This window comes from Sphingomonas oleivorans (assembly GCF_003050615.1).
GTDB lineage: Bacteria > Pseudomonadota > Alphaproteobacteria > Sphingomonadales > Sphingomonadaceae > Sphingomonas_H > Sphingomonas_H oleivorans.
Genome location: NZ_NWBU01000017.1, coordinates 73,138 through 99,773 on the forward strand (window position 1 = coordinate 73,138; position 26,636 = coordinate 99,773).

At 66.7% G+C, this 26,636-nt stretch carries 25 protein-coding genes; 16 read left to right on the plus strand and 9 right to left on the minus strand.

Features of this window, described 5'->3' with window-relative positions; genetic code table 11:
- Nucleotides 1-8 precede the first annotated feature (8 nt).
- The 4 genes from CLG96_RS16765 to CLG96_RS16780 all read left to right on the plus strand — a co-directional run bounded on the left by CLG96_RS16765 (nt 9) and on the right by CLG96_RS16780 (nt 4,537).
- Nucleotides 9-926, plus strand: coding sequence for an NAD-dependent epimerase/dehydratase family protein (locus CLG96_RS16765; RefSeq protein WP_107969696.1), 918 nt, complete (start codon nt 9-11; stop codon nt 924-926).
- Between the two features lie 70 nt (nt 927-996).
- Entirely contained in the window at nt 997-1,239 is a 243-nt protein-coding gene (locus tag CLG96_RS16770; protein WP_107969698.1) for an acyl carrier protein, read from the plus strand.
- A 9-nt stretch (nt 1,240-1,248) separates the two neighbouring features.
- Entirely contained in the window at nt 1,249-2,451 is a 1,203-nt protein-coding gene (gene spt / locus CLG96_RS16775; RefSeq protein WP_107969700.1) for a serine palmitoyltransferase, read from the plus strand.
- 118 nt (nt 2,452-2,569) lie between these two features.
- Entirely contained in the window at nt 2,570-4,537 is a 1,968-nt protein-coding gene (locus CLG96_RS16780) for an ATP-binding protein (protein WP_243395839.1), read from the plus strand.
- Between the two features lie 93 nt (nt 4,538-4,630).
- On the opposite strand, the gene CLG96_RS16785 is transcribed toward CLG96_RS16780, so the two are convergent.
- The 3 genes from CLG96_RS16785 to CLG96_RS16795 all read right to left on the minus strand — a co-directional run bounded on the left by CLG96_RS16785 (nt 4,631) and on the right by CLG96_RS16795 (nt 7,181).
- Nucleotides 4,631-5,566, minus strand: coding sequence for a hypothetical protein (locus CLG96_RS16785; RefSeq protein ID WP_107969869.1), 936 nt, complete (start codon nt 5,564-5,566; stop codon nt 4,631-4,633).
- Nucleotides 5,567-5,679: 113 nt separating this feature from the next.
- Complete coding sequence (locus CLG96_RS16790) at nt 5,680-6,651, minus strand: diacylglycerol/lipid kinase family protein (RefSeq protein ID WP_107969704.1); 972 nt, start codon at nt 6,649-6,651, stop codon at nt 5,680-5,682.
- Nucleotides 6,652-6,653: 2 nt separating this feature from the next.
- On the minus strand, nt 6,654-7,181 hold the full coding sequence (locus CLG96_RS16795; protein WP_107969706.1) for a DUF2141 domain-containing protein: 528 nt from the start codon (nt 7,179-7,181) through the stop codon (nt 6,654-6,656).
- A 150-nt stretch (nt 7,182-7,331) separates the two neighbouring features.
- On the opposite strand from CLG96_RS16795, the gene lptF reads away from it, so the two are divergent.
- The 5 genes from lptF (at nt 7,332) to CLG96_RS16820 (ending at nt 13,345) form a co-directional block, all read left to right on the plus strand.
- The gene (gene lptF / locus CLG96_RS16800; RefSeq protein ID WP_243395840.1) at nt 7,332-8,507 is read left to right on the plus strand and encodes an LPS export ABC transporter permease LptF; all 1,176 of its coding nucleotides are present in this window, start codon (nt 7,332-7,334) and stop codon (nt 8,505-8,507) included.
- 145 nt (nt 8,508-8,652) lie between these two features.
- Nucleotides 8,653-9,747 (plus strand): LPS export ABC transporter permease LptG, encoded by a 1,095-nt coding sequence (gene lptG / locus CLG96_RS16805; RefSeq protein ID WP_107969710.1) that lies wholly within the window; start codon nt 8,653-8,655, stop codon nt 9,745-9,747.
- Nucleotides 9,744-11,291: a polysaccharide biosynthesis protein gene (locus CLG96_RS16810; protein WP_243395841.1), complete on the plus strand. Its 1,548-nt coding sequence runs from the start codon at nt 9,744-9,746 to the stop codon at nt 11,289-11,291. The genes lptG and CLG96_RS16810 overlap by 4 nt, the downstream gene beginning before the upstream one ends.
- Before the next feature lie 175 nt (nt 11,292-11,466).
- A complete protein-coding gene (locus CLG96_RS16815) occupies nt 11,467-12,174 on the plus strand; it encodes a sterol desaturase family protein (protein WP_107969873.1) in 708 nt (235 codons plus the stop codon).
- Nucleotides 12,175-12,184: 10 nt separating this feature from the next.
- Nucleotides 12,185-13,345, plus strand: coding sequence for an N-acetyltransferase (locus CLG96_RS16820; protein WP_107969711.1), 1,161 nt, complete (start codon nt 12,185-12,187; stop codon nt 13,343-13,345).
- Nucleotides 13,346-13,518: 173 nt separating this feature from the next.
- Here CLG96_RS16820 and msrA read toward each other — a convergent pair whose 3' ends face one another.
- From msrA to CLG96_RS16840, 4 genes are read right to left on the minus strand one after another with little or no spacing between them, the layout of a single operon-like run.
- Nucleotides 13,519-14,217, minus strand: coding sequence for a peptide-methionine (S)-S-oxide reductase MsrA (gene msrA, locus CLG96_RS16825; protein ID WP_107969875.1), 699 nt, complete (start codon nt 14,215-14,217; stop codon nt 13,519-13,521).
- 58 nt (nt 14,218-14,275) lie between these two features.
- Nucleotides 14,276-15,478, minus strand: a complete 1,203-nt coding sequence (locus CLG96_RS16830) for a pyridoxal phosphate-dependent aminotransferase (RefSeq protein WP_107969713.1) — start codon at nt 15,476-15,478, stop codon at nt 14,276-14,278.
- A 37-nt stretch (nt 15,479-15,515) separates the two neighbouring features.
- Entirely contained in the window at nt 15,516-17,303 is a 1,788-nt protein-coding gene (gene pabB / locus CLG96_RS16835; protein WP_107969715.1) for an aminodeoxychorismate synthase component I, read from the minus strand.
- Between the two features lie 6 nt (nt 17,304-17,309).
- Nucleotides 17,310-17,903, minus strand: a complete 594-nt coding sequence (locus CLG96_RS16840) for a TlpA family protein disulfide reductase (RefSeq protein ID WP_243395842.1) — start codon at nt 17,901-17,903, stop codon at nt 17,310-17,312.
- Between the two features lie 16 nt (nt 17,904-17,919).
- Between CLG96_RS16840 and argH the strand changes: the two genes are divergently transcribed.
- From argH to CLG96_RS16870, 6 genes are read left to right on the plus strand one after another with little or no spacing between them, the layout of a single operon-like run.
- Nucleotides 17,920-19,296, plus strand: coding sequence for an argininosuccinate lyase (gene argH, locus CLG96_RS16845; RefSeq protein WP_107969717.1), 1,377 nt, complete (start codon nt 17,920-17,922; stop codon nt 19,294-19,296).
- Complete coding sequence (locus CLG96_RS16850; protein ID WP_107969719.1) at nt 19,293-19,532, plus strand: hypothetical protein; 240 nt, start codon at nt 19,293-19,295, stop codon at nt 19,530-19,532. The genes argH and CLG96_RS16850 overlap by 4 nt, the downstream gene beginning before the upstream one ends.
- A gap of 15 nt (nt 19,533-19,547) precedes the next feature.
- Complete coding sequence (lysA, locus tag CLG96_RS16855) at nt 19,548-20,822, plus strand: diaminopimelate decarboxylase (protein ID WP_107969720.1); 1,275 nt, start codon at nt 19,548-19,550, stop codon at nt 20,820-20,822.
- The gene (galU, locus tag CLG96_RS16860) at nt 20,819-21,685 is read left to right on the plus strand and encodes a UTP--glucose-1-phosphate uridylyltransferase GalU (protein ID WP_107969722.1); all 867 of its coding nucleotides are present in this window, start codon (nt 20,819-20,821) and stop codon (nt 21,683-21,685) included. Before lysA ends, galU begins: the two co-directional genes overlap by 4 nt.
- Nucleotides 21,686-21,719: 34 nt before the next feature.
- Entirely contained in the window at nt 21,720-22,484 is a 765-nt protein-coding gene (locus CLG96_RS16865; RefSeq protein WP_243395843.1) for a precorrin-2 dehydrogenase/sirohydrochlorin ferrochelatase family protein, read from the plus strand.
- Nucleotides 22,481-23,467 carry a zinc transporter ZntB gene (locus CLG96_RS16870; RefSeq protein ID WP_107969727.1) on the plus strand — a complete coding sequence of 329 codons (987 nt, stop codon included), beginning with the start codon at nt 22,481-22,483 and terminating at the stop codon, nt 23,465-23,467. The genes CLG96_RS16865 and CLG96_RS16870 overlap by 4 nt, the downstream gene beginning before the upstream one ends.
- A 34-nt stretch (nt 23,468-23,501) precedes the next feature.
- Here the strand turns inward: CLG96_RS16870 and CLG96_RS16875 are convergent, their stop codons facing one another.
- Nucleotides 23,502-24,362 carry an SDR family oxidoreductase gene (locus tag CLG96_RS16875; RefSeq protein ID WP_107969729.1) on the minus strand — a complete coding sequence of 287 codons (861 nt, stop codon included), beginning with the start codon at nt 24,360-24,362 and terminating at the stop codon, nt 23,502-23,504.
- A gap of 52 nt (nt 24,363-24,414) precedes the next feature.
- Nucleotides 24,415-24,696, minus strand: a complete 282-nt coding sequence (locus tag CLG96_RS16880; RefSeq protein ID WP_207796734.1) for a hypothetical protein — start codon at nt 24,694-24,696, stop codon at nt 24,415-24,417.
- A 114-nt stretch (nt 24,697-24,810) separates the two neighbouring features.
- Between CLG96_RS16880 and CLG96_RS16885 the strand changes: the two genes are divergently transcribed.
- Nucleotides 24,811-26,619, plus strand: a complete 1,809-nt coding sequence (locus CLG96_RS16885; protein ID WP_107969731.1) for an ABCB family ABC transporter ATP-binding protein/permease — start codon at nt 24,811-24,813, stop codon at nt 26,617-26,619.
- Nucleotides 26,620-26,636 lie beyond the last annotated feature (17 nt).

Below are 26,636 nucleotides of genomic sequence, written 5' to 3' on the forward strand. Positions count from 1 at the left end.
CCCGATAAATGGCCATGATCGCCATCACCGGCGGCACCGGATTCGTCGGCCGGCACCTGATCCGCATGGGAATCGGGCGCGGCCACCATATCCGCGCGCTCACCCGCCGGGATCAGCCCCCTGCCCCCCATCTCGACTGGATATCCGGCGCGCTCGACCGGCCGGATAGCCTCGCCCGCCTGGTTGAGGGCGCCGATGCGGTGATCCATGTCGCCGGCGTGATCAACGCCGCCAGCCGGCATGGATTCGCCGCCGGCAACATCGCCGGCACGGAAGCGATGATCGCTGCCGCCGAAGGGGCCGGCGTCCGCCGCTTCATCCATGTCTCCTCGCTCGCCGCGCGCGAACCCGGCCTGTCCGACTATGGCTGGTCCAAGCTGCGCTCGGAGGAATTGCTGAAACATGGCGGCGGTCGATCGCTCGACTGGACGATCATCCGCCCGCCCGCCGTCTATGGCCCGGGCGATCGCGAGATGCTGGAGCTGTTCCGCATGGCGCGGCGCGGTTTCGTCGCGCTCCCGCCCGCCGGCCGCTTTTCGGTGATCGCGGCGGAGGATCTCTGCCGCCTGCTGCTCGATCTCATCGACGCGCCCGCCAGCCATGGACATAGCTATGAGCCCGACGACGGCACGATCGAGGGCTGGGACCATCGCGATTTCGCGCTTGCGCTGGGGCAAGCGATCGGCCGCCGGGTGCGCCCGCTCTCCATGCCCGCGCGGCTGCTCCACGCCGCCTCGTTCGCCGACGGGCTCGTCCGCCGCGGCCGCGCCAAGCTGACGCGCGACCGGGTACGTTATTTCTGCCACCCCGACTGGGTTTCCACCCATGCCGCCCGCCCGCCCGCCTCCTTATGGCGGGCGGAGATCGCCACCCCCGATGGCCTCAAGGCCACGGCGGACTGGTATCGCCGCGAAGGCTGGCTTTGATCCGCTTCCTGCCCCCATCCCGCCGCAATCGCTTGGCAAGCGGCGTACAGCCCTTTTAAGGAACTCCTCTATGAGCGAACGCGACGAGATTTTCACCAAGGTGGCCGAGCAGGTCGAACCCTTCAACAAGAAGGGGATCACGCTCACGGACAGCACCACCTTCGCCGGCGACCTGGAATGGGACAGCCTGACGGTGATGGATTTCGTCGCCGCGATCGAGGATGAATTCGATATCCTCATCACCATGAACATGCAGGCCGAGATCGAAACGGTCGGCCAGCTCGTCGATGCCGTGGCCAAGCTTAAGGCGTAAATCCCTGAAATGACCGATCTCTTCTCCAAATTCGACGCGCTCATCGCCGAGCGCAAGGCGCTGCTCGATACCGGCGTGCGCGATCCCTTCGCGATCGTCATGGACAAGGTGACATCGCCCACGGAAGCGGTCATCCAGGGCCGGCGCACCATCCTGCTCGGCACCTATAATTATATGGGCATGACCTTCGATCCGGACGTGATCGCCGCCGGCAAGAAGGCGCTCGATGAATATGGCTCCGGCACCACGGGCAGCCGCGTCCTCAACGGTACCTATCAGGGCCATAAGGAGTGCGAGGAGGCGCTGAAGGAATTTTACGGGACGGACCATGCGATGGTCTTCTCGACCGGATATCAGGCCAATCTCGGCATGATCTCCACCATCGCCGGCAAGGGCGACTATATCATCCTCGATGCCGACAGCCATGCGTCAATCTATGACGGCTGCTGGCTGGGCAATGCGGAGATCGTCCGTTTCCGCCACAATTCGGTCGAGGATCTGGAAAAGCGCCTCGCCCGCCTGCCCGCCGATGCCGGCAAGCTGGTCGTGCTCGAAGGCGTCTATTCGATGCTGGGCGATATCGCGCCACTCAAGGAAATGGTTGCCGTCGCCAAGAAATATGGCGCGATGGTGCTGGTGGACGAAGCGCATGGCATGGGCTTCTTCGGCGAGAATGGCCGGGGCGTGTTCGAGGAAGCGGGCGTTGCGGACGATGTCGATTTCGTCGTCGGCACCTTCTCCAAATCGGTCGGCACGGTCGGCGGCTTCTGCGTCTCCAACCATCCGAAATTCGATGTGCTGCGCCTCGTCTGCCGGCCCTATGTCTTCACCGCCTCGCTGCCGCCGAGCGTGGTCGCGACCGCCGCCACCTCGATCCGCAAGCTGATGCATGCCGCCGACAAGCGCGCGCATCTCTGGAAGAACAGCAAGCGCCTGCACCAGGGCCTGCGCGATCTGGGCTTTACGCTCGGCACCGAAAACGCGCAATCGGCGATCATCGCGGTCATGCTGCCGGACATGGAGACCACGGTCCGCATGTGGCAGGCGCTGCTCGAGCTTGGCCTTTATGTGAACATGGCCCGCCCGCCCGCGACGCCCGCCGGAACCTTCCTGCTGCGCTGTTCGCTTTGCGCGGAGCATAGCGACGATCAGGTCGGCGAGATACTCGGCATGTTCGAGCAGGCCGGAAAGGCCGTGGGCTGCATCGCCTAACGGCTTGGCAGGGGCGGCAAGGCGCGCTTCCCCGCCGGCTCACTTGCGGATAAGCTCGCCTCCGATGACGGATTACGCCACCGGCATGCCCGAAAGGGATCCTTGGTCGGAAGCACGCTTGCGTGCTCTCGCCGCGGTGGGCGCCTTTGTCGTCACGATCATGCTGGTCGCGCTCGTCATTCTCGTCGGCCTCTCCAATCGGGAGCGCGACGATGCGCTCGCGCGCGAGCGGCACAGCTATGACATAATGGTGATAACGCGCGCGCTCGATTCCTCGATGGCGCGCGCGGAGGCGGCGCTCGGCCGCTTCGTCATCAATGGGGATCGGCGCACCGGCACGCTCTATTATGACGAATGGAAGCGCGCCGGCCGCCAGCTTGAGCGGCTCGCCAGCCTGACTGCGGACAATCCCGGCCAGCGCGCGCTCGTTCGCCAGCTCCAGACGCTTTACGACCGGCGCGGCGAGGAGCTGGCGGAGCCGGCAACACGCGCCAATTTCCGACAGGGCTGGCCGGCCCTGTCGCTCTTCGCCAAGGCTGGAGAGTCGGAGACCATCCCGCGCATCAACAATATATTGCACGACATAGCGGATAATGAGCGCGCGCTGCTCGGCCAGCGGTCGACCGTCGCCACCTTCTCGGTCGCCCGCTCCAACAAGCTTTCGACCACGCTTTCGGTGCTCGGCATCATCCTTGTCGCCTGCGCCATCGGCCTGGGCTGGCTCACCGCCCAGGCGCTCACCGCCCGCCGCGCCGCGCGCGATGCCGCCCAGGCCGAGGCGGACCGCGCCGAGACGCTCGAATGGGCGGTCGCCGCGCGCACCAGCGAGCTGATCGAGGCGAATGCCCGGCTGCGCGCCGAGGCGAAGGTCCGTATCGAGGCGGAGGAGCGCCGCGCCCAGGCCGAACAGCAGCTCCGCCAGGTCCAGAAAATGGAGGCGGTGGGCCAGCTTACCGGCGGAATCGCTCATGATTTCAACAATATGCTCGCCGTCATTCTCGGCGGACTGGATCTCGCCAAGCGGCGCGTCGCGCAGGAGGCAGCGGAGGTCAGCCGCCATATCGATAATGCGATGGAAGGCGCCAACCGCGCCGCCGCGCTTACCCGCCGGCTACTCTCCTTCGCGCGCGCCGAGCCGCTGCTGCCCCAGGGCGTCGATCCCGGCCAGTTGATAGCGGGCATGTCCGACCTCATCGACCGTTCGATCGGCGAGCGGATCGAGGTGCGGATCAGCCGCGCCGCCAATCTTTGGCAGGTCTGGGTCGATGCCTATCAGCTTGAAAATGCGATATTGAACCTCGCCGTCAACGCGCGCGACGCGATGGAGGGCGAAGGACTGCTCCTTATCGAGGCGAGCAACGAGACGATCGGCGCCGGCAAGGTAGGCGAGCTCGCGCCGGGCGACTATGTCCGCATCTCCGTCACCGACAATGGCAGCGGCATGACGCCTGCCGTGCTGGAACGCGTGTTCGAGCCCTTCTTCACCACCAAGCCGGTCGGCAAGGGCACGGGCCTCGGCCTCAGCCAGATTTTCGGCTTCGCGCGCCAGTCGGGCGGCGATGTCCTCATCCGCTCGGAACCCGGCGAGGGCACCACCGTCTCGATCCATCTGCCGCGCCATCGGGGCGAGGCCGATGCCGGAGAGGAGGCCACCCCCTCCGCGCCCGTCACGCTCCCGCGCCCCGCGGTCCAGTCCGCCGCCGGCCAGACCATATTGCTCGTCGAGGATGATGTCCGCGTCCGTTCGGCGACCAGCGATGCGCTGGAGGAGCTGGGCTATCGCGTCATCGCCTGCAGCTCGGCCGAAGAGGCGATCCGCATGCTCGACGAGCGCGACGATATCCGCCTGATCGTCACCGACGTCGTGATGCCCGGCATGACCGGCCCGGAGCTGATCCAGACGATCGGCCCCGCCTATCCGGACCTCTCCGTGCTGTTCGTCACCGGCTATGTCGGCGATGCGGCCGATGCCGAGCGGTTCGCCGGCCATGGCGTGCTGCGCAAGCCCTTCACCGTGAACGCGCTCGCCACCGCCGTGGCAAGCGCCCTCTCCCGCGCCGCGCCCGCCAAGGAACGTGCCGCCTGACCCCTCAGCCGCCCCCGACCACGCTCCCCTTGAGCGTGTCGAAGGGTGCTGGGGCTCCCCCCGACAAGCTCGGCCCGAGCGCGATGCCTCAATTTAGCGCACCGAGCCCCGCGCCAGCAGGCGCGGCAGCAGGCTGATCGCGCCGATCAGCGGAAAGCGCCGCTGCCAGGGGCGGATGGCGATGCCCGTGCCGGCATGGCGGTTGATCTTCCAGGCGAGATAATCGATCCCGCCGGCGAAGGTCGCGCTGGCCTTGGCCAGCCGCAGCACGGTCAGCAGCTTGCCCTCCACCCGCCGCCGCGCCCATGCCCGCGCGCCCCGGCGGCGCTGCGCGTCGCTCAGCGGATCGACGAAATGGATCATGCCGTCGCGCGTCAGCCGCGCCGGCAGCCCGGCGGCGGCGAGCGCGGGAGCGGTGAAGGCGACATAGCGCTCAGGCTCGGCATCGACCATCGAGGCCGCCCGGCCGCCCCGTTCCGCGCGCAGCTCCGCGCCATAGGTAAGTGCGAAGGCGGTACGCCACATGTCGAGCGCCCGGCCGCTTTCCGGCAGGCAGGGCCGCGCCGCGCGGAGCAGCGCCGGCGCCGCCTCGGCCACCGTTGCCACGATCCGCCGCCGCGACAGCTCGTTCGCCGCCCAGACGAGCCGCGAAGGCTGGGCAAAGCGTGCCCAGACCGAGACGTTGCGCGTCGCCGAGGAAGCCAGCCGCGCGAAATCCGCCTCGCTCAGCACCGCATATTTGGCTGCCAGCCCACCATGCTCGAAGGGAAAGACGTTAGGCGGGATCAGCCGGTTCGCCGCCGCCATCCACATCCGCTTATAGGCCCGCCCATAATCCGACACGATCAGGTAGAAATCGAGCATCAGCCCGTCGAGCTCCGCCTGGCGCAGGCAGGAGCCGTAGAACAGCACGCCGCTCGCCGCCGCCCCATGCGCCTGCGCGATCGCCGCCGCCATCTCCGTCACGCGGGGATCGACAGGTAGCGCCAGTTCCTCGGCGACCAGGGGGATGAGGGGGTTGCTGCTCATATTCCGCTCATAATGCCGAGCCCGTTTCAGCATCCGCCATGGCCCGCGCCAATGGGGAGAGCCGTCTGGTGGCCGCAAAAAGGTTCGGACTGGGGGTTTTTCCGGATGGACCGTCAGGCCGCGAGCCGCAGAAAGGGCACGGGCGGCGTATGTCTCAGCACGATCGGCCGCCCCGCCCCGGCCTCGAATATCTCGCCGTCCAGGATCACGCTGGAACGCTCGCCCTCGATGCGGATCTCGTCGCCATGCGCGACATGCACGCCCGTCACCTTCTGCCGCCCCAGCCTGCCGAACAGGCCTGCGAAAAGCGCGCGGAGCAGCGCCAGTGGGCTCTGTTCCACCACCATGAGCTGCAGCGCGCCGGGCGCCGCGTTCGCCGCCGTGCTCGATCCGAGCAGCATCCGCTGCAGCGTCGTCACGATCAGCAGCGAGAAACGCCCCTGTATCTGCCCCTTGCGGATCAGCGACACCTTCACCGGAGACGGGCGCGGCGGCAGGAAGGCCGCGCGGATGCCGAAGATCAGCGACAGCAGCACCGCGAGCGCGGTCAGCACGTGCGAAAAGCCGTTGGGCAGGCCCAGCGGATAGATTTTGTGCCGGCAATATAGGATCGAATCGGCCAGTCCTGCGCCGCCCAGGAACATGCCCAGCACCGGCCTGGAGCCCGCATCGCCGTTGGACAGCGAAATCAGCTCGCGCGCCACGATATGGTCCGAAAGCCCCTTGCGGGCGAGCTCCATTACCCGCTCGAGCGCGGCGATCGGATCGCCCGACGCGCCCAGGTCGAGCGCGATCAGGTTGGTCTTGCCGTTGGGCAGCACCGCCACGGGCGGCGGATTGTCGCCGAAATGGCCGCCATGATAGATTTCGGTCAAGGTCGTCTGCACCGTGCCGTCGCCGCCGTTGATGACGAGCACCTTGGGCTTGACCCGCGCGATCGTCTTCAGCGCGGTGCCGATCTGGTCGACGCTCTCCACCTCATAATGGAAGATGTCGCTATGGGCCGCGCAGAAACTCCGCACGCGCGGCAGCAGCGCGCGGTTGCCGGTGGAGCGGGGATTGGAGAGAAGCGCGACCTTGGCCATGATTATCTAAACGCCGTTCTGATGGGCTTCACCGAGCCGCCCTGGACATATTTCAGCACCACCGGCACGGTGACGACGCCGGAGCCCACATGCACCGCCACCTCCTCGGGATCGGGCTTGCGCTTGAAGATGAGGTCGGTGAGCGACACTGACGGATTGCCGGAAAGGCCGCCGCCATCCTTCATGTCGGATTTGCCGCTGCCATTCACGTCATGCCGGACGGATACGGCATAGGTGCCGCTCGACGGTACGGGCATGCAGATCTCGACCGATCCGTTCGCCGGAGTCGGGATCTCGACCCGTTCCAGCCAGGCGCCCTTCTCGAAGAATCGCTTCGGATTGCCATAGGACTGAACCCGCACCAGCCCGGTGCGCGATTTGAAGCCCGTCACCTGCACCAGCATGGCGGGCCTGCCCGCTTCGGGAGAGCAATCCGCCACATGCGGCCCGAATATGGCGCCACGCGCGGCACCCGCCGGCGCGGCGAGCGCGGCGAGGACGGCAGCGAGGGCACCCATCAGTTTCGACATGACCTGACAACTCCTGGAAGCTATAGCCCAGCCACAGCATGGCCGGACGGTTACCTTCCCCCATGCGTTGTTAAATCGGCCGCGATTGCGGCCAGAACATGGTCATGGGGCGTCGGCATTTTGAAATTCGGCACGCTGACGGATCGCTACATGGCCCGGCTGATTGCCGTGCCGCTGCTGGCGACGCTGATTATCGCAGCCATGCTGCTGATTCTGGACAAGATGCTGCGCCTGTTCGATTTCGTGGCGAGCGAAGGCGGGCCGGTCAGCGTCGTCTGGCGCATGCTCGCCAGCCTGATTCCGGAATATCTGTCGCTCGGCATCCCGATCGGGCTGATGCTCGGCATCCTGCTCGCCTTCCGCAAGCTCGCCACCTCGTCCGAGCTGGACGTGTTCCTGGCGGTGGGCGTCGGCTATCGGCGGCTGCTGCGCGTGCCTTATTATTATGCGGTCGGCTTCGCGCTCCTCAATCTCGCCATCGTCGGCTTCGTCCAGCCCTATGCGCGCTACGCCTATGAAGGTTTGCGTTACGAGCTGCGCTCGGGGGCGCTCGGCGCCTCGATCAAGGTCGGCGAATTCACCCGCCTCGGCCGGCGGATGACGCTGCGCGTGGAGGAAAGCCGCGACCGGGGGCGCGAGCTTTCCGGCATCTTCGTGATGGCCGAACGCGCGAACGGCAGATCGCTCGCCGTCACCGCTGAACATGGCCAGTTTCTGGCGACGGACGATCCCAACACGATCATCTTCCGCCTCACCCATGGCGTGCTGGTGCATAATGCGCCGGGCTTCAAGGTGCCGCGCGTGCTGAGCTTCGAGGGCCATGATCTTCCGATCGACCTGCCGCGGATGGAGGCGTTCCGCGAACGTGGCGGCGCCGATCGGGAAATGACGATCCCCGAGCTGGTCCGCTCCGGCCATAGCGAATCGACCGCGCCGAAGCTCCGCAACGAGCTGCGCGCCGAATTCCATTTCCGGCTGGTGGAGGTGGCGACGATGCTGCTGCTGCCGCTGCTCGCGCTTGCGCTCGCCGTGCCGCCGAAACGCTCCACCTCCGCACTCGGCGTGTTCCTCTCGATCGTAATGATCGTGACGCAGCACAAGATCAACGAATATGCCGCGGCGCTCGGCGCGCTCGGCCGCGTCGATCCGCTGATCGCGCTATGGGTCCCCTTCTTCGCCTTCGCCGCGCTCGTCTGGTGGATGTACCGCACGATCGCCCATGTGCCGGGCGGCCAGCCGATCGGCGCCCTGGAACGGCAGGCCGCCAAGGCCGGCGCGGCGATCCGCCGCTGGTTCCGCCTCGGCTTCAGGCGGAAGGCCTCATGATCCACCTCCCCTCCATTTCGTTGCCCCTGCGCAGGCAGGAGCCCCTCTCTCCCTCCGCCGGCGGAACCGCGCATCGCGAGAGCGACGGCCCCTTGCCTCCGCAGCAGCGCCGGTCCAATCAGGACGGATCAGGGTCTGTCGCCCGATGAACATCGAATTCTTCGCCTCGCGCACCATCACCTTCTACATGGCGCGCATGTTCCTCGTCCGCACGGCAGCCGTGCTCGCGGCGCTCGTCATCGTGCTGATGACGCTCGATCTGCTCGGCGAATCGGGCAACATCCTCGCTTTTCCCGGCAATGGCGACGCCCAGCTCTGGCAATATGTCTCGCTGCGCACGCCGCAGATCGTCGCCCGCTTCCTGCCCTTCGCGGTGCTGCTCGGCACGCTCATCACGCTTGCCACGCTCAATCAGAATAGCGAGGTCATCTCGATGAAGGCGGCGGGCATTTCCGCCCATCAGATCCTCGCCCCGCTGATCGTCGCCAGCATGGGCATCGCGGTCGCGTCCTTCTGCTTCAACGATCGGATCGTCAGCCGCGCCACCGCGACGCTCAGTGCCTGGCAGGACGCCAATTACGGCCCCCTGCCCCGCGATCGCGGGATCGAGACCAATGTCTGGGTACGCGACGGGGACGATCTGATCCATGTCGATGCCGCCAGCGGGCGCGGAGCCGCCACACGGCTTGCCGGCATCACCTATTTCGATCGCAGCGGCGGCCGGCTGGAAGCGATCGTCCGTTCGGACCGGGCGACGCAGGTTCCGGGTGGCTGGCGCCTCGAAAATGTCCGCCGCTTCGATGTCGCGCGCGGGGTGGAAACGCTGATGCCCATGCGGATCGTTGCCAGCAACGTCACGCCCGATCGCTTCACGCTCTCCAACGTCAATGGCGACGGCCGCTCCTTCGGCGGGCTCAGAAACGCGATCGCCGATCTCAAGGCCGCCGGCCGGCCTACCGGTGCGCTCGAAACCGTGCTGTGGCACAAGCTGTCGGGCCCGCTTTCATCGGTGCTGATGCCGCTGCTCGCCGGTGTCGCCGGCTTCGGCCTTGCCCGTTCGGGCCGGTTGTTCGTCCGCGCGGTGATCGGCATGGCGCTCGGCTTCGCCTATTTCGTGGCGGATAATTTCGCGCTCGCCATGGGCAATCTCGGCGCCTATCCGCCGCTGCTCGCCGCCTGGGCGCCCTTCTGCCTGTTCCTGCTGATCGGGGAGACGGTGCTGATCCGCACCGAGGAATGACGGGCCGAGGCGCGATCGGGGAAAGCGCCGAATCGGTCGCCACCCGCCGCCGGGCGGTGAAGGGCGCCGGCTCGGTGCTCGCGGCGCGGCTCGGCGCGGTGATCGAGGTCGTCGCCCAGCCGGCCTATACCTGGATGTTCGGCCTGCCGACCTATGGGCTCTATATGGTGCTCTGGTCGCTGGTGAACCTTATCGAGAATATCCTCGATCTCGGCATGACGAGCGGGCTCCAGCGCGTCCTGCCCCAGGCCGCCAATGCCCGCGCCCGCGCGGCGGCGGTGCGCGGCGCCTTCATCCTCGGCGTGCTGCCCAATCTGATCGCGGCGCTCCTCGCCTCGCTCCTCGCGCATCGGGTCGCGCCGCTGCTCAATGTCGCGGCAAGCGATCTGCCCCGGCTGGAAACGGCGATCCGCCTGTTCGCCTGGGCACTCCCCCTCTGGGCGACGATCGAGATCGCCACCTCGGCGCTGCGCGCGCTCCACGCCTTCGGCCCGGAAATCCGCCTCCGCCTGCTCTGGGAACAGATTGCCCGGCTGATCGTCGCGGGGGGCCTGTGGGCGGCGGGCGTCGACACGCTCGGCCTGCTCGTCGCGCATCTCGCCAGCCTGGCGATCACCGCCGCACTGTCGCTGCGCCTGCTCGGCCGGTTCATCGATCTGAGGGAGGTGATGGGCGTGCGCCTCGATCGCCCCGCCTATGCCGATCTCTTCTGGTCGGGCATCTCGGTGCTTCCCGCAAACATCCTCGCCCGGATATTCAGCGATCTACCCACCATCATCGCCAATATGCTCGCGCCCGGTGCCGCGGGCGCGGCGGCGGCGGGCCTCTATGCCATTGCCCGCAAGGTGGCGAGCATCCCGCAGATCGTCCGCCAGACGATGGGCTATGTCCTCGCCCCCATCGCATCCGCCGCCGCGCGCGGCGAGCGGGAGACGATCCAGGCGCTTTACGGCTTTTCGGTCCGCATCTCGATGCTGCTCGCGACGCCCACGGCCGCAGCACTCGTCGCCGGCGGGGCGGCGTTGCTTGCCACCTTCGCCCATGGCAGCGAGGCGGCGCTGCCGATCATGGCGATATTGACGGCGGCGCGCGCGATCGAGGCGACACTCGGCCCCGCCACCGCGATCCAGCAGGTGATCGGCCGCCGCTCGTTGCCCATGCTCAACAGCGCGATCGCGCTCGCCGCCTCCGCCGCCACGCTGCTCCTCACCAAGGACATATTGGCCGTCACGGGAATCGCGCTCAGCGTCGCGGTCGGCCAGATCAGCGTCGCGGCCCTCTCGGTCGCCCAGTTGCGCGCGCAGGAAGGGCTGTTCGCCTTTCAAGCTCCCTTCACCCGGTCGTTCCTGGTGGCACTCGCGAGCTGCGCCGCCTTCGCCCTTCTGGCGCTCGCCACCACGTCCCTGCCGCGCTGGATCGAGGGGCTCGTCATGCTCGCCGCCTGGCCCATAATCCTCTGGATTTCGGCCCGTCTCGGCCTCGCGCCACAGGACAAGGCGGCGCTCGGAAAGTCGGCCCGCAAACTCCGTCTTGGCCCCGCCTGACCGCCTCCGCCGGAAACTGGCCCCAAAACAGCCTCATTGCACATTCATGTCACTGTGCCATATCGGCGCGCTGATATGTTGGGCACCGATTGCCCGTAGAGCTTTCTGAGGATTGTTACCCGTGACGACGCAGGCCAAGACCGGCTTCTGGAACCGCTCGCATCATCTGGACAGGATGACGCTCAGGGAATTGGTGGTCGCCTATTTCCAATATCCGGCGATCATCGCCTATCTGCTCGCCGCGGCAGTCTCGGTCGGCTTTTATGTCTGGCGCCCGGCGCCGTTGCTCAATACGGCGGCTGCGATCGGCGTGGCGATCCTCTTCTATCCGCTCGCCTGGTACTGCATCCACCGCTGGGTGCTGCACAGCCGCTGGATGTTCAAGGTGCCCTTCCTCGCCGCGACGTGGAAGCGCATCCATTATGATCATCATCAGGATCCGAACCATCTCGAGGTGCTGTTCGGCGCGCTGCACACCACGCTGCCGACGATCGCGCTGGTGACGGCCCCGCTCGGTTATCTGATCGGCGGCTTCGGCGGCGCCTGCGCGGCCTTCGCGACGGGCCTTGTCTCCACCTGCCTCTACGAATTCTGCCACTGCATCCAGCATCTCTCCTACAAGCCAAAGAACAAGCTTCTGCTGGCGATGAAGACCCGCCACATGGCGCATCATTTCCATGATGAGACGGGCAATTTCGGCATCACCAACTATTTCTGGGATCGGCTGTTCGGCACGCTCTACGAGAAGGTGAGCGAGCGGAAGAAGAGCCCGACCGTGTTCAATCTCGGCTATACGCCGGAGGTGGCCGAGCGTTATCCGCATGTCGCGCGGCTGTCCGGGGGCGTCGCCACCGGCCATCCCGTCACCCGCATCCGCCGCTGACGGAGCCGTCATGATCCTCGTCCGCCCGGTCGAATCCGGGGCCGATCGTCGCGAGTTCGTCAACCTCGCCTATCGCCTGAATGCGAAGGACCCGAACTGGGTGCCGCCGCTCAAGGACGAGGTCCATGGCCTGATCGATCCGAGAAAGAACCCCTGGTTCGGCCATGCCGAGGCCGCCTTCTTCCTCGCCAGCCGGGACGGCCGCACCGTCGGCCGCATCTCCGCGCAGGTCGATCGGCTCGTCCAGGACATGCCCGAGGCGCAGGGCGGCGGCCCCGGCACGGGCAATTGGGGCATGCTGGAGGCGGAGGATGGCGAGACCGTCGCGGCCCTGCTCGCGGTCGCAGAAGATTGGCTGCGCACCCGGGGCATGACGCGCGCGATCGGCCCGGTCAGCCTGTCCATTTGGGACGAGCCCGGCCTGCTCGTGCTCGGCCATGATCACAAGCCAACCGTGATGATGGGCCATCATGACGCCCGCCACGAAGCCTGGATCGAGGCCGCGGGCTATAGGGGGATCAAGGATCTCCATACCTATGAGCTCGACATCGGCCGCGAATTCCCGCCGCTCGTCCAGCGCATCGTCACCTCGGGCGAGCGCAATGCGCGCATCCGCATCCGCAAGGTGGACAAGAGCCGCTTCGACGCGGAAGCGGCGCTGATCCTCGGCATCCTCAACGATGCCTGGGGCAATAATTGGGGCTATGTGCCGCTCACCGACGCGGAAATCGCCTATGCCGGCAAGAAGCTGAAGCCGATCGTCTTCGAGGATCTGATCCGCGTGGCCGAGCTGGACGGCGAGCCTGTCGCCTTCATGATGACGCTGCCGGATCTGAACGAGATGACGGCGGACCTGAATGGCCGCCTCTTCCCCTTCGGCTTCGTCAAGCTGCTCTGGCGGCTGCGCGGCGGCCTGTCCGGCCGGCCCAAGGTCCGCACGATGCGCGTGCCGCTGATGGGCGTGGTGAAGCGGCTCCAGGCGAGCCGGCTGGCCAGCCAGCTCGCCTTCATGATGATCGAATATATCCGCCGCGACGCGGTCGCTCATTATGGCGCGAGCCGGGGCGAGATCGGCTGGATCCTCGATGACAATCAGGGGATGCGCTCGATCGCCGAGACGATCGACAGCCATATCAACCGCACCTACCGCATCTATTCCAAGCCGCTGTAGATCCAGCGCATCGTCGCCCCTGCCTCGGCAGGGGCGACGGGCGTGGATCGAAAGTCCAGAACGTCTTTCACCACCGCGCTCAGGCTTGTCGAAGCCCGCATCGAGTCCGTCAGACCACACGCATCTCGGCACCCTTCGACAGGCTCAGGGCGAGCACGGTCAGGTGAAAAGCCCTAACCCCGCACCAATACCGGCGCCGCCCGCCAGCTTTGCGGATAGAGCCGCTTCAGCGCCGCCAGCTTGGGCATATCGTTGATCCGGATATAGGGCGCGTCCGGATGGCGCGTCAGATAATCCTGATGATAATCCTCGGCCGGATAGAAGGGCCGGGCCGGCTCGATCCGCGTCACGATCGGGCGCTGCCATAGCCGGGCCTTGCCGAGCTGATCGATATAGGCGCGTGCCACCTTCTCCTGCGCGGCGCTCGTCGGAAACAGAGCGGAGCGATATTGGGTGCCGCGATCCGGCCCCTGCGCGTTGAGCGTCGTCGGATCGGCCACCACCGAGAAGAAGATGCGCAGCAGATCGGCATAGTTCACGACGCGCGGATCGAATGTCACGCGCACCGCCTCGGCATGGCCGGTGTCGCCGTCCGACACCCGATCATAGGATGCATCCTGCCGCGTGCCGCCGGCATAGCCGGAAACCGCGCTCGTGATGCCCTTCACATGCTGGAAGACACCCTGCACGCCCCAGAAGCAGCCGCCCGCGAATATCGCCGTCTCGCGCGTCGCGGTCGCCGACACGGTGACGAGCGGCGCCGGAGCCTCAACCGCCGTCTCGGCGGAAACGACCGACGGGGACAAAAAGAAAGCCGCCGACAGCGCGATGGCCGCGCCGCCGGCGAACAGGCGTATCGGGAGTCGGATCATGCCGCGCATCCTATCATGGACGCGCGGCAGGGTCCCGAAAGTTCAGTGGCCCGAAAGTTCAGCGCAGCGCCGCCGACGCCGTCTGGATGCGGGTGCAGGCTTCGGTCAGGATCGCCTCCGACGTGGCATAGCTCACCCGGAAGGCCGGCTCGAGCCCGAAGGCTGCGCCATGCACCGCCGCCACGCGCGCCTCGTCGAGATAATAGTCGATCAGGTCCGCATCATTTTCGATCCGCTTTCCGCCCGGCGTGGTCTTGCCGATCAGCCCCGACACGTCCGGATAGACGTAGAAGGCGCCTTCGGGACGCGGACAGGAAATGCCGTTCACCTGGTTGAGCATCGAGACGACCAGGTCGCGCCGCTTCTGGAAGGCCGCTGCCCGCTCCTTCAGATGATCCTGCGGACCGCTCAGCGCCGCCACCGCCGCCGCCTGCGCGATCGAGCAGGGATTGGAGGTGGATTGCGACTGGAGCTTGGCCATCGCCTTGATCAGCTTGGTCGGCCCGCCCGCGAAGCCGATCCGCCAGCCCGTCATCGAATAGGCCTTGGAACAGCCGTTCACCGTCAGCGTCCGTTCGTAAAGCTCGGGCGTCACCTGCGCGATGGTGGCGAATTCGAAATCGTCATAGACGATATGCTCATACATATCGTCCGCCATCACCCAGACATGCGGGTGACGCAGCAGCACCTCGCCCAGCGCCTTCAGTTCCGCTGCCGTATAGGCCGCGCCCGAGGGGTTGGACGGCGAATTGAGCAGCACCCACTTGGTCTTCGGCGTGATCGCCGCGTCGAGCTGCTCGGGCAGGATCTTGTAATTCTGGTCCGCGCCCGCCTTCACGATCACGGGCGTGCCGCCCGCGAACTGGACGATGTCGGGATAGCTCACCCAATAAGGCGCGGGGATCACCACCTCGTCGCCCGGGTCGACCGTCGCCACCAGCGCGTTGAACAAAGTGTGCTTGCCGCCGACATTCACGCTGATCTGGTCCGGCGCATAGCTCAGGCCATTGTCGCGCGCGAACTTGGTGGCCACCGCCGCCTTCAGCTCGGCCGTGCCGTCGACATTGGTATATTTGGTCTTGCCCGCCCGGATCGCCTCGATCGCCGCTTCCTTCACGAAATCGGGCGTGTCGAAATCGGGCTCGCCTGCCGAAAGGCCGATCACGTCGATGCCCTTGGCCTTCAACTCCAGCACGCGGCTGGTCATGGCAAGCGTGGGCGAGGGCGAGATGCGGTTCAGGGCCGCCGAGATCAGGCTCATGGGGACAGGGCTTTCCGTAATGGGTTACGGGCGCGCGCTATAGCCCCGCTTGCGCCAGCCGGGCAAGGATCAGTCCGCGCAGCGCGTTGCCGAGCAAGAATCCTTTACGGAGATCATCGGGACGGACGTCTCCTTCCACCGCGCGCCCCTCCTCGATCAGCCGCGCGCGCAATATTCCGGGCAGCAGCCCGCGCGACAGCGGCGGCGTGACGAGCCTCCCTCGCCGCTCGACGAACACATTGGTGAAGCTGCCCTCGGTCACATAGCCTTCGGGACAGACGAACAACGTCTCGAACGCGCCCCCGGCCGCCCGCGCAGCGTCGTAGAAGCTTCGGTCGCTCGTCTTGTGGCGCAGCCGGAAATCGGCGCGATCGACCGGCAGCGACGCAATCGCCACCGCCACGCGCCCTTCCTCCATCGGCGGCTCGGGCAGCCGGCTCGCCTCGATCGCTACCGCCCCGCTGGGCGACAGGCGCATCCTCAGCCGCATATCCTCCTGCAGGCGGAAGGTTGCCGCCTGCAATTCATTGCGTAGCGCATGATGATCGAAGCGGAAGCCCAGTGCGCAGGCGCTTGCCTTCATCCGCGCGATATGCCGTTCCAGATCTACGATCCCGTCATGCGCGTCGAAACGCATCGTCTCGATCAGGTCGAACGGCCGCGCCCCCGCCGTCACGAATGCCCCTTTTGCGCGGCATTCGTCCCATTCCGCAGCGGCGGTCGAATCGGCGACGATTCCCGAACCGAGACCGATAAGTCCATGATCCTCCCCCTGTCGCAGCATGATCGTGCGGATCGCCACATTGAATGCCGCCCCTCCCTCCGGCGCAAGCCAGCCGATCGATCCGGTATAGGCCCCGCGCGGCGAGCTTTCCGTCTCGGCGATGATCTCCATCGCCCTGATCTTGGGCGCGCCCGTCACCGATCCGCAGGGAAACAGCGCCGCCAGCACGTCCACCGCGTCATGCCCCTCGGCCAGCTCGGCCGTTACGGTCGAGGTCATCTGATGCACGGTCGGATAGGTTTCGATCTCGAACAGCGCCGGCACGGATACGCTGCCGGGCGCCGCGACCCGGGCGAGATCGTTGCGCAGCAGATCGACGATCATCAGATTTTCGGCGCGCTGCTTGGGATCGGCGGCGAGCGCCGCGACGGCGGCCGCATCCGCCGCCGGATCCATCAGGCGCGGCGCCGTGCCCTTCATCGGCCGGGTCGTCAGCCGCCCGCCGTCCAGCGTGAAGAACAGCTCGGGCGAAAGCGAGAGCAGCCAATGATCGCCGGTGAAGATCAGCCCGCCCCATCCCGCGCGCGACGCGGCCCGAAGGCGCGCATAGAGCGCCAGCGGGTGGCCGGCGATGCGCACCGTCGCGCGGAAGCTCAGATTCGCCTGATAAATATCCCCCGCCGCGATGAAGGCCAGGATGCGGGCGACCGCCGCCTCATAGTCCGTCCGGCTGACGAGCGGACGGGGAGTCCCGGCCCAGGCCCCGGCCGGATCGGGCAGCAGCGCCGGCACGGCGTCCGCCGCGATCGTCTCTACCCGGTCGAACAAGCCGAACCACAATAAGGGCGCGCCGTCCGCCGCCGTGCCATCCGCGCGCGCGCCCAGCTTCGGCTCCAGCGCATGGCCGGCCTCATAGCCGATCCAGCCGGCGGCATGACGTCCGCCTCTTATGGTCTCGCGCAGCCGCTCCAGCGCGGGCGCCACCTCCCCGGGGGCACGGGCCACGACGATTCCCGCCGGATCAACGAACAGCCGCGCGGGCGCCGCCGCCGTGACGCGGGCGTCGTCGAGCAGGACGAAAGGGCGATCGCGCGGGATCATCGGCGGTCAGACGCCCGGCGCGGCGGCTGCCCCTCCTGCCAGCCCCTGATCGATCAGCGCCTTGGCCTTGGCGCTCGTCCAGTCCATCGCCCCCGTCACGCGCCAGATCTCGCGGCCCTCGGCGTCATAGAGGATCGTCATCGGCAACGTGTCCGCCTTCAGCGCCAGCATCAGCCCATTCTCCTTGTCGAGATAGGGCTTCAAATTCCGGAACTTCGCCTTGGCGAAGAAGGGCGACACGGCGCGGCGACCCTCCATGTCCTGGCTGACCACGATCAGGCCCATGCGCCCCGCCTCGCGTTCTGCCAGCGCATCGAGCGTCGGCATTTCCGCGACGCAGGGCGCGCACCATGTGGCCCACAAATTGACGAGCAGCGGCTTGCCCTTGAAGCTCGCGATCGTCACCGGCGCCTCGTCCCCGTCGGCAAAGGCGGCGTCGGGCGCGGCCTCGCCCTTCTTCGCATGATCGACCTTGCCGCTCTCTACCTTAGGTGCCTTTTCCGCGCCCGGCTGCGCTTGCGGCTGTTCGGCCTTTTGCCTATCGCATGCGGCGAGCGACACGAGCGACAAAGGCAGGAGAAGTAGGATTAGCGCGCGCACGGAAGACTCCAATTCGATGTGGGGCGGGCGCTTCGCTGAAGGCCCGGCTGCGGTGATGCGCGAAATTAACGCGTCCATCCCCTTCGACAAGCGACTTTGGCAGCAGGATCTCGCCGGCTCGCGCGCGCATGTCCGGATGCTCGCCAAGCAGGGGATCGTGACGGGCCCGGACTCATCCGCCATCCTCGCCGGGCTCGACCGGATCGAGGGCGAATATATTGCCAATGGTGTAAATGAGGATCTCGCCCTCGAAGACATCCATATGGCGACCGAACATCGCCTCGCCGAGCTGATCGGCCCCGCCGCCGGCCGTCTCCACACCGCCCGGTCGCGCAACGATCAGGTGGCGACCGACTTCCGCCTCTGGGTCCGCGACGCGATCGACGCGGTCGATGCCGGCCTCGCCTCGCTCCAGAAGGCGCTCGTCGCCCGCGCGGGCGATCATGCCGATGCCGTCATGCCCGGCTTCACCCATCTTCAGGTCGCCCAGCCGGTCACGCTCGGCCATCATCTCATGGCCTATTATGAGATGATCCGCCGCGACCGCTCCCGTTTCCAGGACGCCCGGGCGCGGCTCAACGAATGCCCGCTGGGTTCCGCCGCGCTTGCCGGCACGGGCTTCCCGATCGACCGCCATGCGACCGCCGCCGAACTCGGCTTCGCCCGGCCGACGGACAATTCGCTCGATTCCGTCTCGGATCGGGATTTCGCGCTCGATTATCTGATGGCGGCTACCCAGTGCAGCCTGCACCTGTCGCGCCTCGCCGAGGAATTCGTGATCTGGGCGAGCCAGCCCTATGGCTTCGTCTCGCTGCCCGATGCCTATTCCACCGGCTCGTCGATCATGCCGCAGAAGCGCAATCCCGACGCCGCCGAGTTGGTGCGCGGCCATTCGGGGCGGATCGCCGGCGCGATGATCTCGCTCACCATGACGATGAAGGGCCTGCCGCTCGCTTATTCGAAGGACATGCAGGACGATAAGCCCCCCGTCTTCGAGGCGCATGACCTGCTCGCCCTGTCCATCGCCGCGATGACCGGCATGGTCGAGACGACGAGCTTCGTGACCGCGAAGATGCGCGCCGCCGCCGAGGCGGGCTTCTCCACCGCGACCGATCTGGCCGACTGGCTCGTCCGCGTCGCCGGCATCCCCTTCCGCGAGGCGCATCACATCACCGGCACCGTCGTCCGCCTCGCCGAGCGCCACAATAGCGCGCTGGTCGACCTGCCGCTGGAAAAGCTGCGCGAGATAGACGAACGCATCGATGGTCGCGTGTTCGAGGCGCTCTCGATCGATGCGTCGGTCGCCAGCCGCAGCAGCCATGGCGGCACCGCGCCGCAACAGGTCCGCGCCCGCATCGCCGACGCGCGCAAAGCCCTGGGGATGGATGGATGAGGAAGCTCGCCCCTGCCGCCTTGCTCTTGCTGCTCGCCGCCTGTGGCAGCCGCGAGACGCTGAAACCCGTGGCCGGCAAGTCGCTTCCGCCGAAACCGGCAATGGCCAGCCAGGCGCCGAGCGTGGACCAGCTTCTCACCTCCCCCACCGACCAGCGGCCGGGGCGGAGCGAGGAACTTCTCACCAAATCGCAGGAGCGGCCGGACGACCGCTTCGACCTTCCCCCACCGGGCTGACGAGCAAGACCATAGATGGACCATTTCGATCTTCGTGACGGCGTTCTCCATGCCGAGGATGTGCCGCTCAGCCTCATCGCCGAAGAAGTCGGCACCCCCGTCTACGTCTATTCGACCGCGACGATCGAGCGCCATGTCCACGTCTTTCGCGAGGCGCTTGCGGGCGTGGCCGATCCCTGGATCGCCTTCGCGGTGAAGGCCAATCCCAATCGCGCCGTGCTGGCGACACTGGCCCGGCTGGGCCTGGGCGCCGACGTCGTCTCGGGCGGCGAGCTGCTCCGCGCACGGGCCGCCGGCCTTGCGGCCGAAAAGATCGTCTTTTCCGGCGTCGGCAAGACCGCCGACGAGATGGCGCTGGCGCTGCGCGAAGGCATCGGCCAGTTCAATCTGGAATCCGAGCCCGAGGCGGAGATGCTGTCGGCCGTCGCCACATCGCTGGGCGTGACGGCGCCCGTCGCCTTCCGCATCAATCCCAATGTCGATGCCGGCACCCATGCGAAGATTTCGACGGGCAAGTCCGAGGACAAGTTCGGCGTCGCCTATGATCGCGCGCTTGCTGCCTATGAACTGGCGCGGAACCTGCCAGGGCTGCGGGTGCAGGGCGTGGCGGTCCATATCGGCAGCCAGCTCACCGATCTCGCCCCTTCCCGCGCGGCGTTCGAGAAGGTCGGGCTGCTGATCGCCGAATTGCGTGCGAACGGGCATGAAATCACCACCGCCGATCTGGGCGGCGGACTGGGCGTGCCCTATGACCCTTCCCTCCCCCTGCCGCCGAGCCCCGCCGCCTATGGCGAGATGGTGCGCGACGTGACGGCGGGATGGAATGTCCGCCTCGTCTTCGAGCCGGGCCGGGTGATCGTCGGCAATGCCGGCATCCTCTTGTCCCGCGTCGTGCGCGTGAAGCAGGGCAGCGCCGATCCCTTCGTGATCGTCGATGCGGCGATGAACGATCTTCTGCGCCCCAGCCTTTATGACGCATGGCATCATATCCGCGCGGTCGTGCCGCGCGGGCCCAGCTTCACCGCCAATATAGTCGGCCCCATATGCGAGAGCGGCGACACCTTCGCCAAGAAGCGCCCAATGGATCAAGTCGAACCGGGCGACCTCGTCGCCTTCATGACTGCAGGCGCCTATGGCGCGACCATGGCCAATACGTACAATTCGCGTCCCTTGACACCGGAAGTGATGGTATCTGAAACAAATTGGGCGATAGTACGTAATCGGCAACCCATCGAAATGCTGATCGCGGCGGACGATCTTCCGCCATGGCTAGACGAGGAGGCAGCATGAAGCCGGTACGCAAGGCGGTTTTCCCAGTCGCAGGTTTCGGCACAAGATTTCTTCCAGCTACCAAGGCCATACCCAAGGAGATGCTGCCCGTCGTCGACAGGCCGCTGATCCAATATGCCGTCGATGAGGCGCTCGCGGCCGGCATCGAAAAGATGATCTTCGTAACCGGCCGCAATAAGGGCGCGATCGAGGATTATTTCGACCGCGCCTTCGAGATCGAGACCGATCTGGTCGCAAAATCGAAGAAGGACATATTGGCGACCTTGTCGGAAACGCGCCTTGCGCCCGGCCAGGCGGCGTTCGTCCGCCAGCAGGAAATGGCGGGCCTGGGCCATGCCGTATGGTGCGCGCGCCACCTGATCGGCGACGAGCCCTTCGCGGTGCTGCTGCCCGACGAACTGCTCTGGAACCCCGCCTCGCCCTGCCTCGCCCAGATGGTCGAGACGCATCAGGCCAAGGGCGGGAATGTCGTCGCGGTGCTGGAAGTGCCCGAGGAACATACCAATCGCTACGGCATCGTCGATCCGGGCACGAGCGAAGGCGCCGTGACCGAGGTGAAGGGCCTGATCGAGAAGCCCAAGGCAGGCACCGCCCCGTCGCGGCTCGCCGTCGTCGGGCGCTATATCCTCCAGCCGGAGGTGCTCGATATCCTCACCTCGCAGGAAAAGGGCGCGGGCGGCGAAATCCAGCTCACCGACGCGATGGCCAAGCTGATCGGCGAGCAGCCCTTCCATGCGCGGACATTCCATGGCGATCGCCATGATTGCGGCGACAAGGCGGGCTTCATCCAGGCCAATATCGCGCTCGCGCTCGAACGGGCCGATATCGCCGATTCGATCCGGGACTTCATCAAGACGCTCTGATCCGGAGGATGCCACGCACAGCCTGCCCATATTCGTGACATTATGCGACCGTCCCGTCATCCTGCTGGGCGACGGGACGGCAGCGGCGGCGAAGCGGCGGCTGCTGGAGCGGGCAGGCGCGCGGATCGTCGGCGAGGCAGCCGAAGCGCCGCTCGCCATCGTCGCAATCGAGGAGGAGGATGCGGCAAAGGCCGCCGTCGCACGGCTGCGCGCGCGGGGCATATTGATCAACGCGGTCGATCGTCCCGCGCTTTGCGACTTCACCCTTCCGGCGATAGTCGATCGCGATCCCGTGCTGATCGCGATCGGCACGGGCGGCGCTTCGGCGGGGCTGGCCAAGGCGCTGCGCCAGCGGATCGAAGCGATGCTTCCGGCAGGGCTGGGCCGGCTCGCCGCGGCACTCCATGCCGCGCGCGCCGCGATCCGGGCGCGCTGGCCGGAGCCGGACGCCCGCCGCCGCGCGATCGACGCCGCGCTCGATCCCGGCGGCCTGCTCGATCCCCTGACGGAACATGGGACGGAGGATGTGGCGGGCTGGATCGCCTCCGGCAGTTGCGGAGCGGCACAGGAACGGGCGCTGATCCGCATCCGCTCCGCCGATCCGGATGACCTTACGCTACGCGATGCGCGCCTACTCGGGCGCGCCGATCGCCTCTATCATCGCGCCGACGTGCCGGGCACGATCCTGAGCCGGGCACGCGCCGATGCGGAACGCATAACAGGCGAAATGCCGTCTTGCGATCCAGGCCCCGGCCTGACGCTCGACATCGCCTGGGATCGGGCCTGGGATCGGACATGACCGGCTGGACGCTGGTGCTGGACGAACAGGGACGGGTACAGACCGGCAGCGCACGCGCGGCCGACAGGAGCAGCGCCCCCGCTTTGTTCAGCTGGTTTCATTTTCATGGCCGGCGCGAAGATGCGCTCGCCTGGTTGCAGGCGCATACCCGGCTTCCCGAAACGGTGCTTTCCGCGCTGACCGCGACGGAGACCCGCCCGCGCAGCGAGCATATCGGCCCGGGCGCACTCGTGAACCTGCGTGGGCTGAAGGAGGAAGCCGCGAATGGGGAGGCCGAGCTCGACTTCAATGGCGGCGACCCGCTCGTTTCGATCCGCCTCTGGGCCGATCAGGGCCGGGCGATTTCGGTCAGCTTCCGCAAGCTGGGCGGGTTGGAGGAGCTGCGCGAGCGGATGGAGGCGAGCCGGATCCGTGATCCCGGCGACCTGATCGCCAATCTCGCAATGATCATCACCGCCAGGTTCGATCCCGTAGTGGCGGATCTGGGCGACCTGATCGACGAATGCGAAGTGTCGCTGGATCCCGGCCATGCCTTTGAAATGCGCCGGCTCATCACCCGCGCCAGATCCCGCGCGATCGCCTATCGGCGATTCGTGGCGCCACAGCGGCAGGCGCTCGAGCGGATGGCGGAATTCAATCTCGACTGGCTGGAGGAAGGCGATCGGCTGCATCTGCGCGAGGCAGCCGATCGCTTCGCCCGCATGGCCGAGGAGCTGGAGGCGGTGCGCGAGCGATCCGCCCTCCTTCACGAACAGCTTACCGACCTGCGCGCCGAGCAGACGGAGACGCGCACGCTGCTGATCGCGATCGTGGCACTGGTCTTCCTGCCGCTGACCTTCCTCACCGGCCTGCTCGGCATGAATGTGGAGGGCATTCCCTTCGCCCATGCGCGCTGGGCCTTCTGGGGCGTCGTGATACTCTGCGCCGGGATCGCGCTGGCCATATCGGCCTATTTCATCCGCTCCCACTGGGTGAAGCACTGACGCTCGGGCCCGCGCCGCCTCATCCATTGACGCCTCATCCGTTGACAACCGTGCCGCCGTTCGGGTGCAGCACCTGCCCCGACATATAGCTCGAATCCTCGCAGGCGAGGAACAGGAAGGAAGGCGCCACCTCATTGGGCTGGCCGGGACGCCCCATCGGCACATGCTTGCCGAAGCTTTCCAGCTTTTCGGGCGAGGCGCCGCCGCTGGGATTGAGCGGCGTCCAGATGGGCCCGGGCGCGACCGCATTGACGCGAATGCCCTTCCCCACCAGCTGCTGGCTGAGCGAACGGGTGAAGGCCGTGATCGCGCCCTTGGTGCTCGAATAATCGAGCAGTTCCTTCTCGCCCTGATAGCTCGTCACGCTGGTGCAATTGATGATGACGGCACCCGATTTCAGATACGGCCGCGCCGCCTGCACCATGAAGAACATGCCGAATATGTTGGTCTGGAAGGTCCGGCGAAGCTGCTCCTCCGTGATATCGACGATATCCTTGTCGGGATGCTGCTCGCCGGCATTGTTGACGACAATATCTACCCCGCCGAGCTTCTGCACCACTTCGGCCACGGCGCGCTCGCAAAAGGCCTTGTCGCCGACATCGCCGGCAATGGCGATTGCGCGCCGGCCTTCGAGCGCGACGATCCGCGCGGTTTCCGCCGCATCATCATGCTCGCATAGATAGAGGATGGCGACGTCCGCGCCTTCGCGCGCGAACAGGGCCGCAACGGCGCGTCCTATGCCGCTGTCCGCGCCCGTGACGATCGCGATCTTGCCTGTCAGCCGCCCCGACCCCGGATAGCGTGGCATCCATTCGGGCTTCGGCTCCAGCCGGCTCTCATGGCCGGGCAGGCGATCCTCGCGGATCATCGGTTCCGGTGCATGGGTCTCGATCATGATGCTCTCCCGGTGGCTGGAGCCCGGTCAACGCCGGCTCATGCCCCGGGGTTCAGCCGGGCGGGACGGCCGGTTGCGGACGTGCGACGGAAGAGAGGCGCGAAACCGCTGCCGATCCGCGCGGCGCGGCCCTTGTCAGCCTTTCGGAAGCGGGGCGGCATTCCGCCATCACCACCGGATAATCGATGTCGCTATGATCGAGGAGCATCGCCGATGTTGCAATCTTGCAGGCATCGAGGCTCGCATAGCGCGTGGCGAGCGTACGCACATCGCGGCATGCGGTGCCCGCATCGCTGCAGCCGAGTATCACCATGACGTAAAAGGCAGCCCCCATTGCCCCCAGCCTTTCGTTCGGTCCGGCGTGCAACGTGCGATGGAGCGCCCTGTTCCGGCGCCTGCGCGATTCCGGCTCTGGTTCTGAAGCGGGGATCGCCTATGTTGGCGTGCAATGCCTCCTGAAACTGCTCCCGCCAAGCCCAAGGCCGGCTTTACCGCGCTCCGCCGCTTCCTTCCCTATCTCTGGCCGGCCGACAATCCGGCGTTGCGCGCGCGCGTGGTGATCGCGCTGCTGCTGGTGGTGGCGGCCAAGGCGGCGACGCTCGCAATGCCCTTCGCCTACAAAGGCGCGATCGACCGGATGACGCCCGGCGCGGAGCCGGCGGCGCTGCTCGCGATGGCGCTGGTGATCGCCTATGCCGGCGCGCGTTTCGGCGGCGTCTTCTTCGACAATGTCCGCAACGCCATTTTCGAACGGGTGGGGCAGGATGCGGCGCGCCGCCTCTCGGTCGAGGTGTTCCGCCATCTCCATGCGCTGTCGCTGCGCTACCATCTGGAACGCCGCACGGGCGCGCTGACCAAGATCGTCGAGCGCGGCACCAAGAGCATCGATTCGATGCTCTATTTCATCCTTTTCAACATCGGCCCGACGATCATCGAGCTGTCGGCGGTCTGCATCATCTTCTTCGTGAAGTTCGGCTGGGGTCTGGTCGCAGCGACCGTGCTGATGGTGACCGCCTATATCGCCTTCACCCGGCGGATGACCGAATGGCGCATTGGGCTCCGCCGCGACTGGACGAAACATGATAGCGAGGCGACCCAGCGTGCCGTCGATTCGCTGTTGAACTACGAAACGGTCAAATATTTCAGCGCCGAGGAGGTGGAACAGCGGCGCTATTCCCATGCCGTCGAACGGCTGGTCGACACCACGACCAAGGTGGAGACGTCGCTGGCGATGATGAACATCGGCCAGTCGCTAATCACCAACCTGATGATGGGTGGCACGATGGCGTTCACCATATGGGGCTGGAGCCGGGGCATGTTCTCGATCGGCGACGTGGTGCTGGTCAACACGCTGCTCGCCCAGCTTTTCCGGCCGCTCGACTTTCTCGGCATGGTCTATCGCGAGATCCGCCAGGGCCTGATCGACATGGAGGCGATGTTCGGGCTGGTCGATACCCAGGCCGAGGTCGTCGACGCGCCCGATGCCAGGCCGCTCGCCGTGGCGGGCGGCGCGGTGCGCTTCGAAAATGTCGAATTCGCCTATGATCCGGAACGGCCGATATTGAAGGGCGTGGATCTCGAAATTCCCGCTGGCGCGACGCTCGCGGTCGTGGGGCCATCGGGCGCGGGCAAGTCCACCCTCGCACGCCTCCTCTTCCGCTTCTACGAAGTGACGGGCGGCCGCATCACGATCGACGGCCAGGATATCAGGCGGGTGACGCAGGGCTCGCTCAGGCGCGCGATCGGCATCGTTCCGCAGGATACGGTGCTGTTCAACGACACGATCGGCTACAATATCGGCTATGGCCGCGACGGCGCGACGCAGGAGGAAATAGAGGCCGCGGCGCGCGGGGCCGCGATCCATGATTTCATCATGTCGCTGCCCGAAGGCTATCGCACGCGCGTGGGCGAGCGGGGACTGAAGCTTTCGGGCGGGGAGAAGCAGCGCGTCGCCATCGCCCGCACGCTCCTCAAGAACCCGCCTCTGCTGATCCTCGACGAAGCCACCAGCGCGCTCGACAGCCGCACCGAAGCGGATATCCAGACCACGCTCGAGGCGGTTTCCGAACGGCGCACGACGATCGTCATCGCGCACCGCCTTTCCACGGTCGTCCATGCCGACGAGATCGCCGTGCTCGAGGCCGGCCGGGTGGTCGAGCGCGGCACGCATGCGGAGCTGCTCGCCGCCGACGGCCTCTATGCCGAAATGTGGGCGCGCCAGCTTTTCGAGCGCGATCAGGCGATGGAAGAGGCGTGAACCGTCGCCCATCCGCA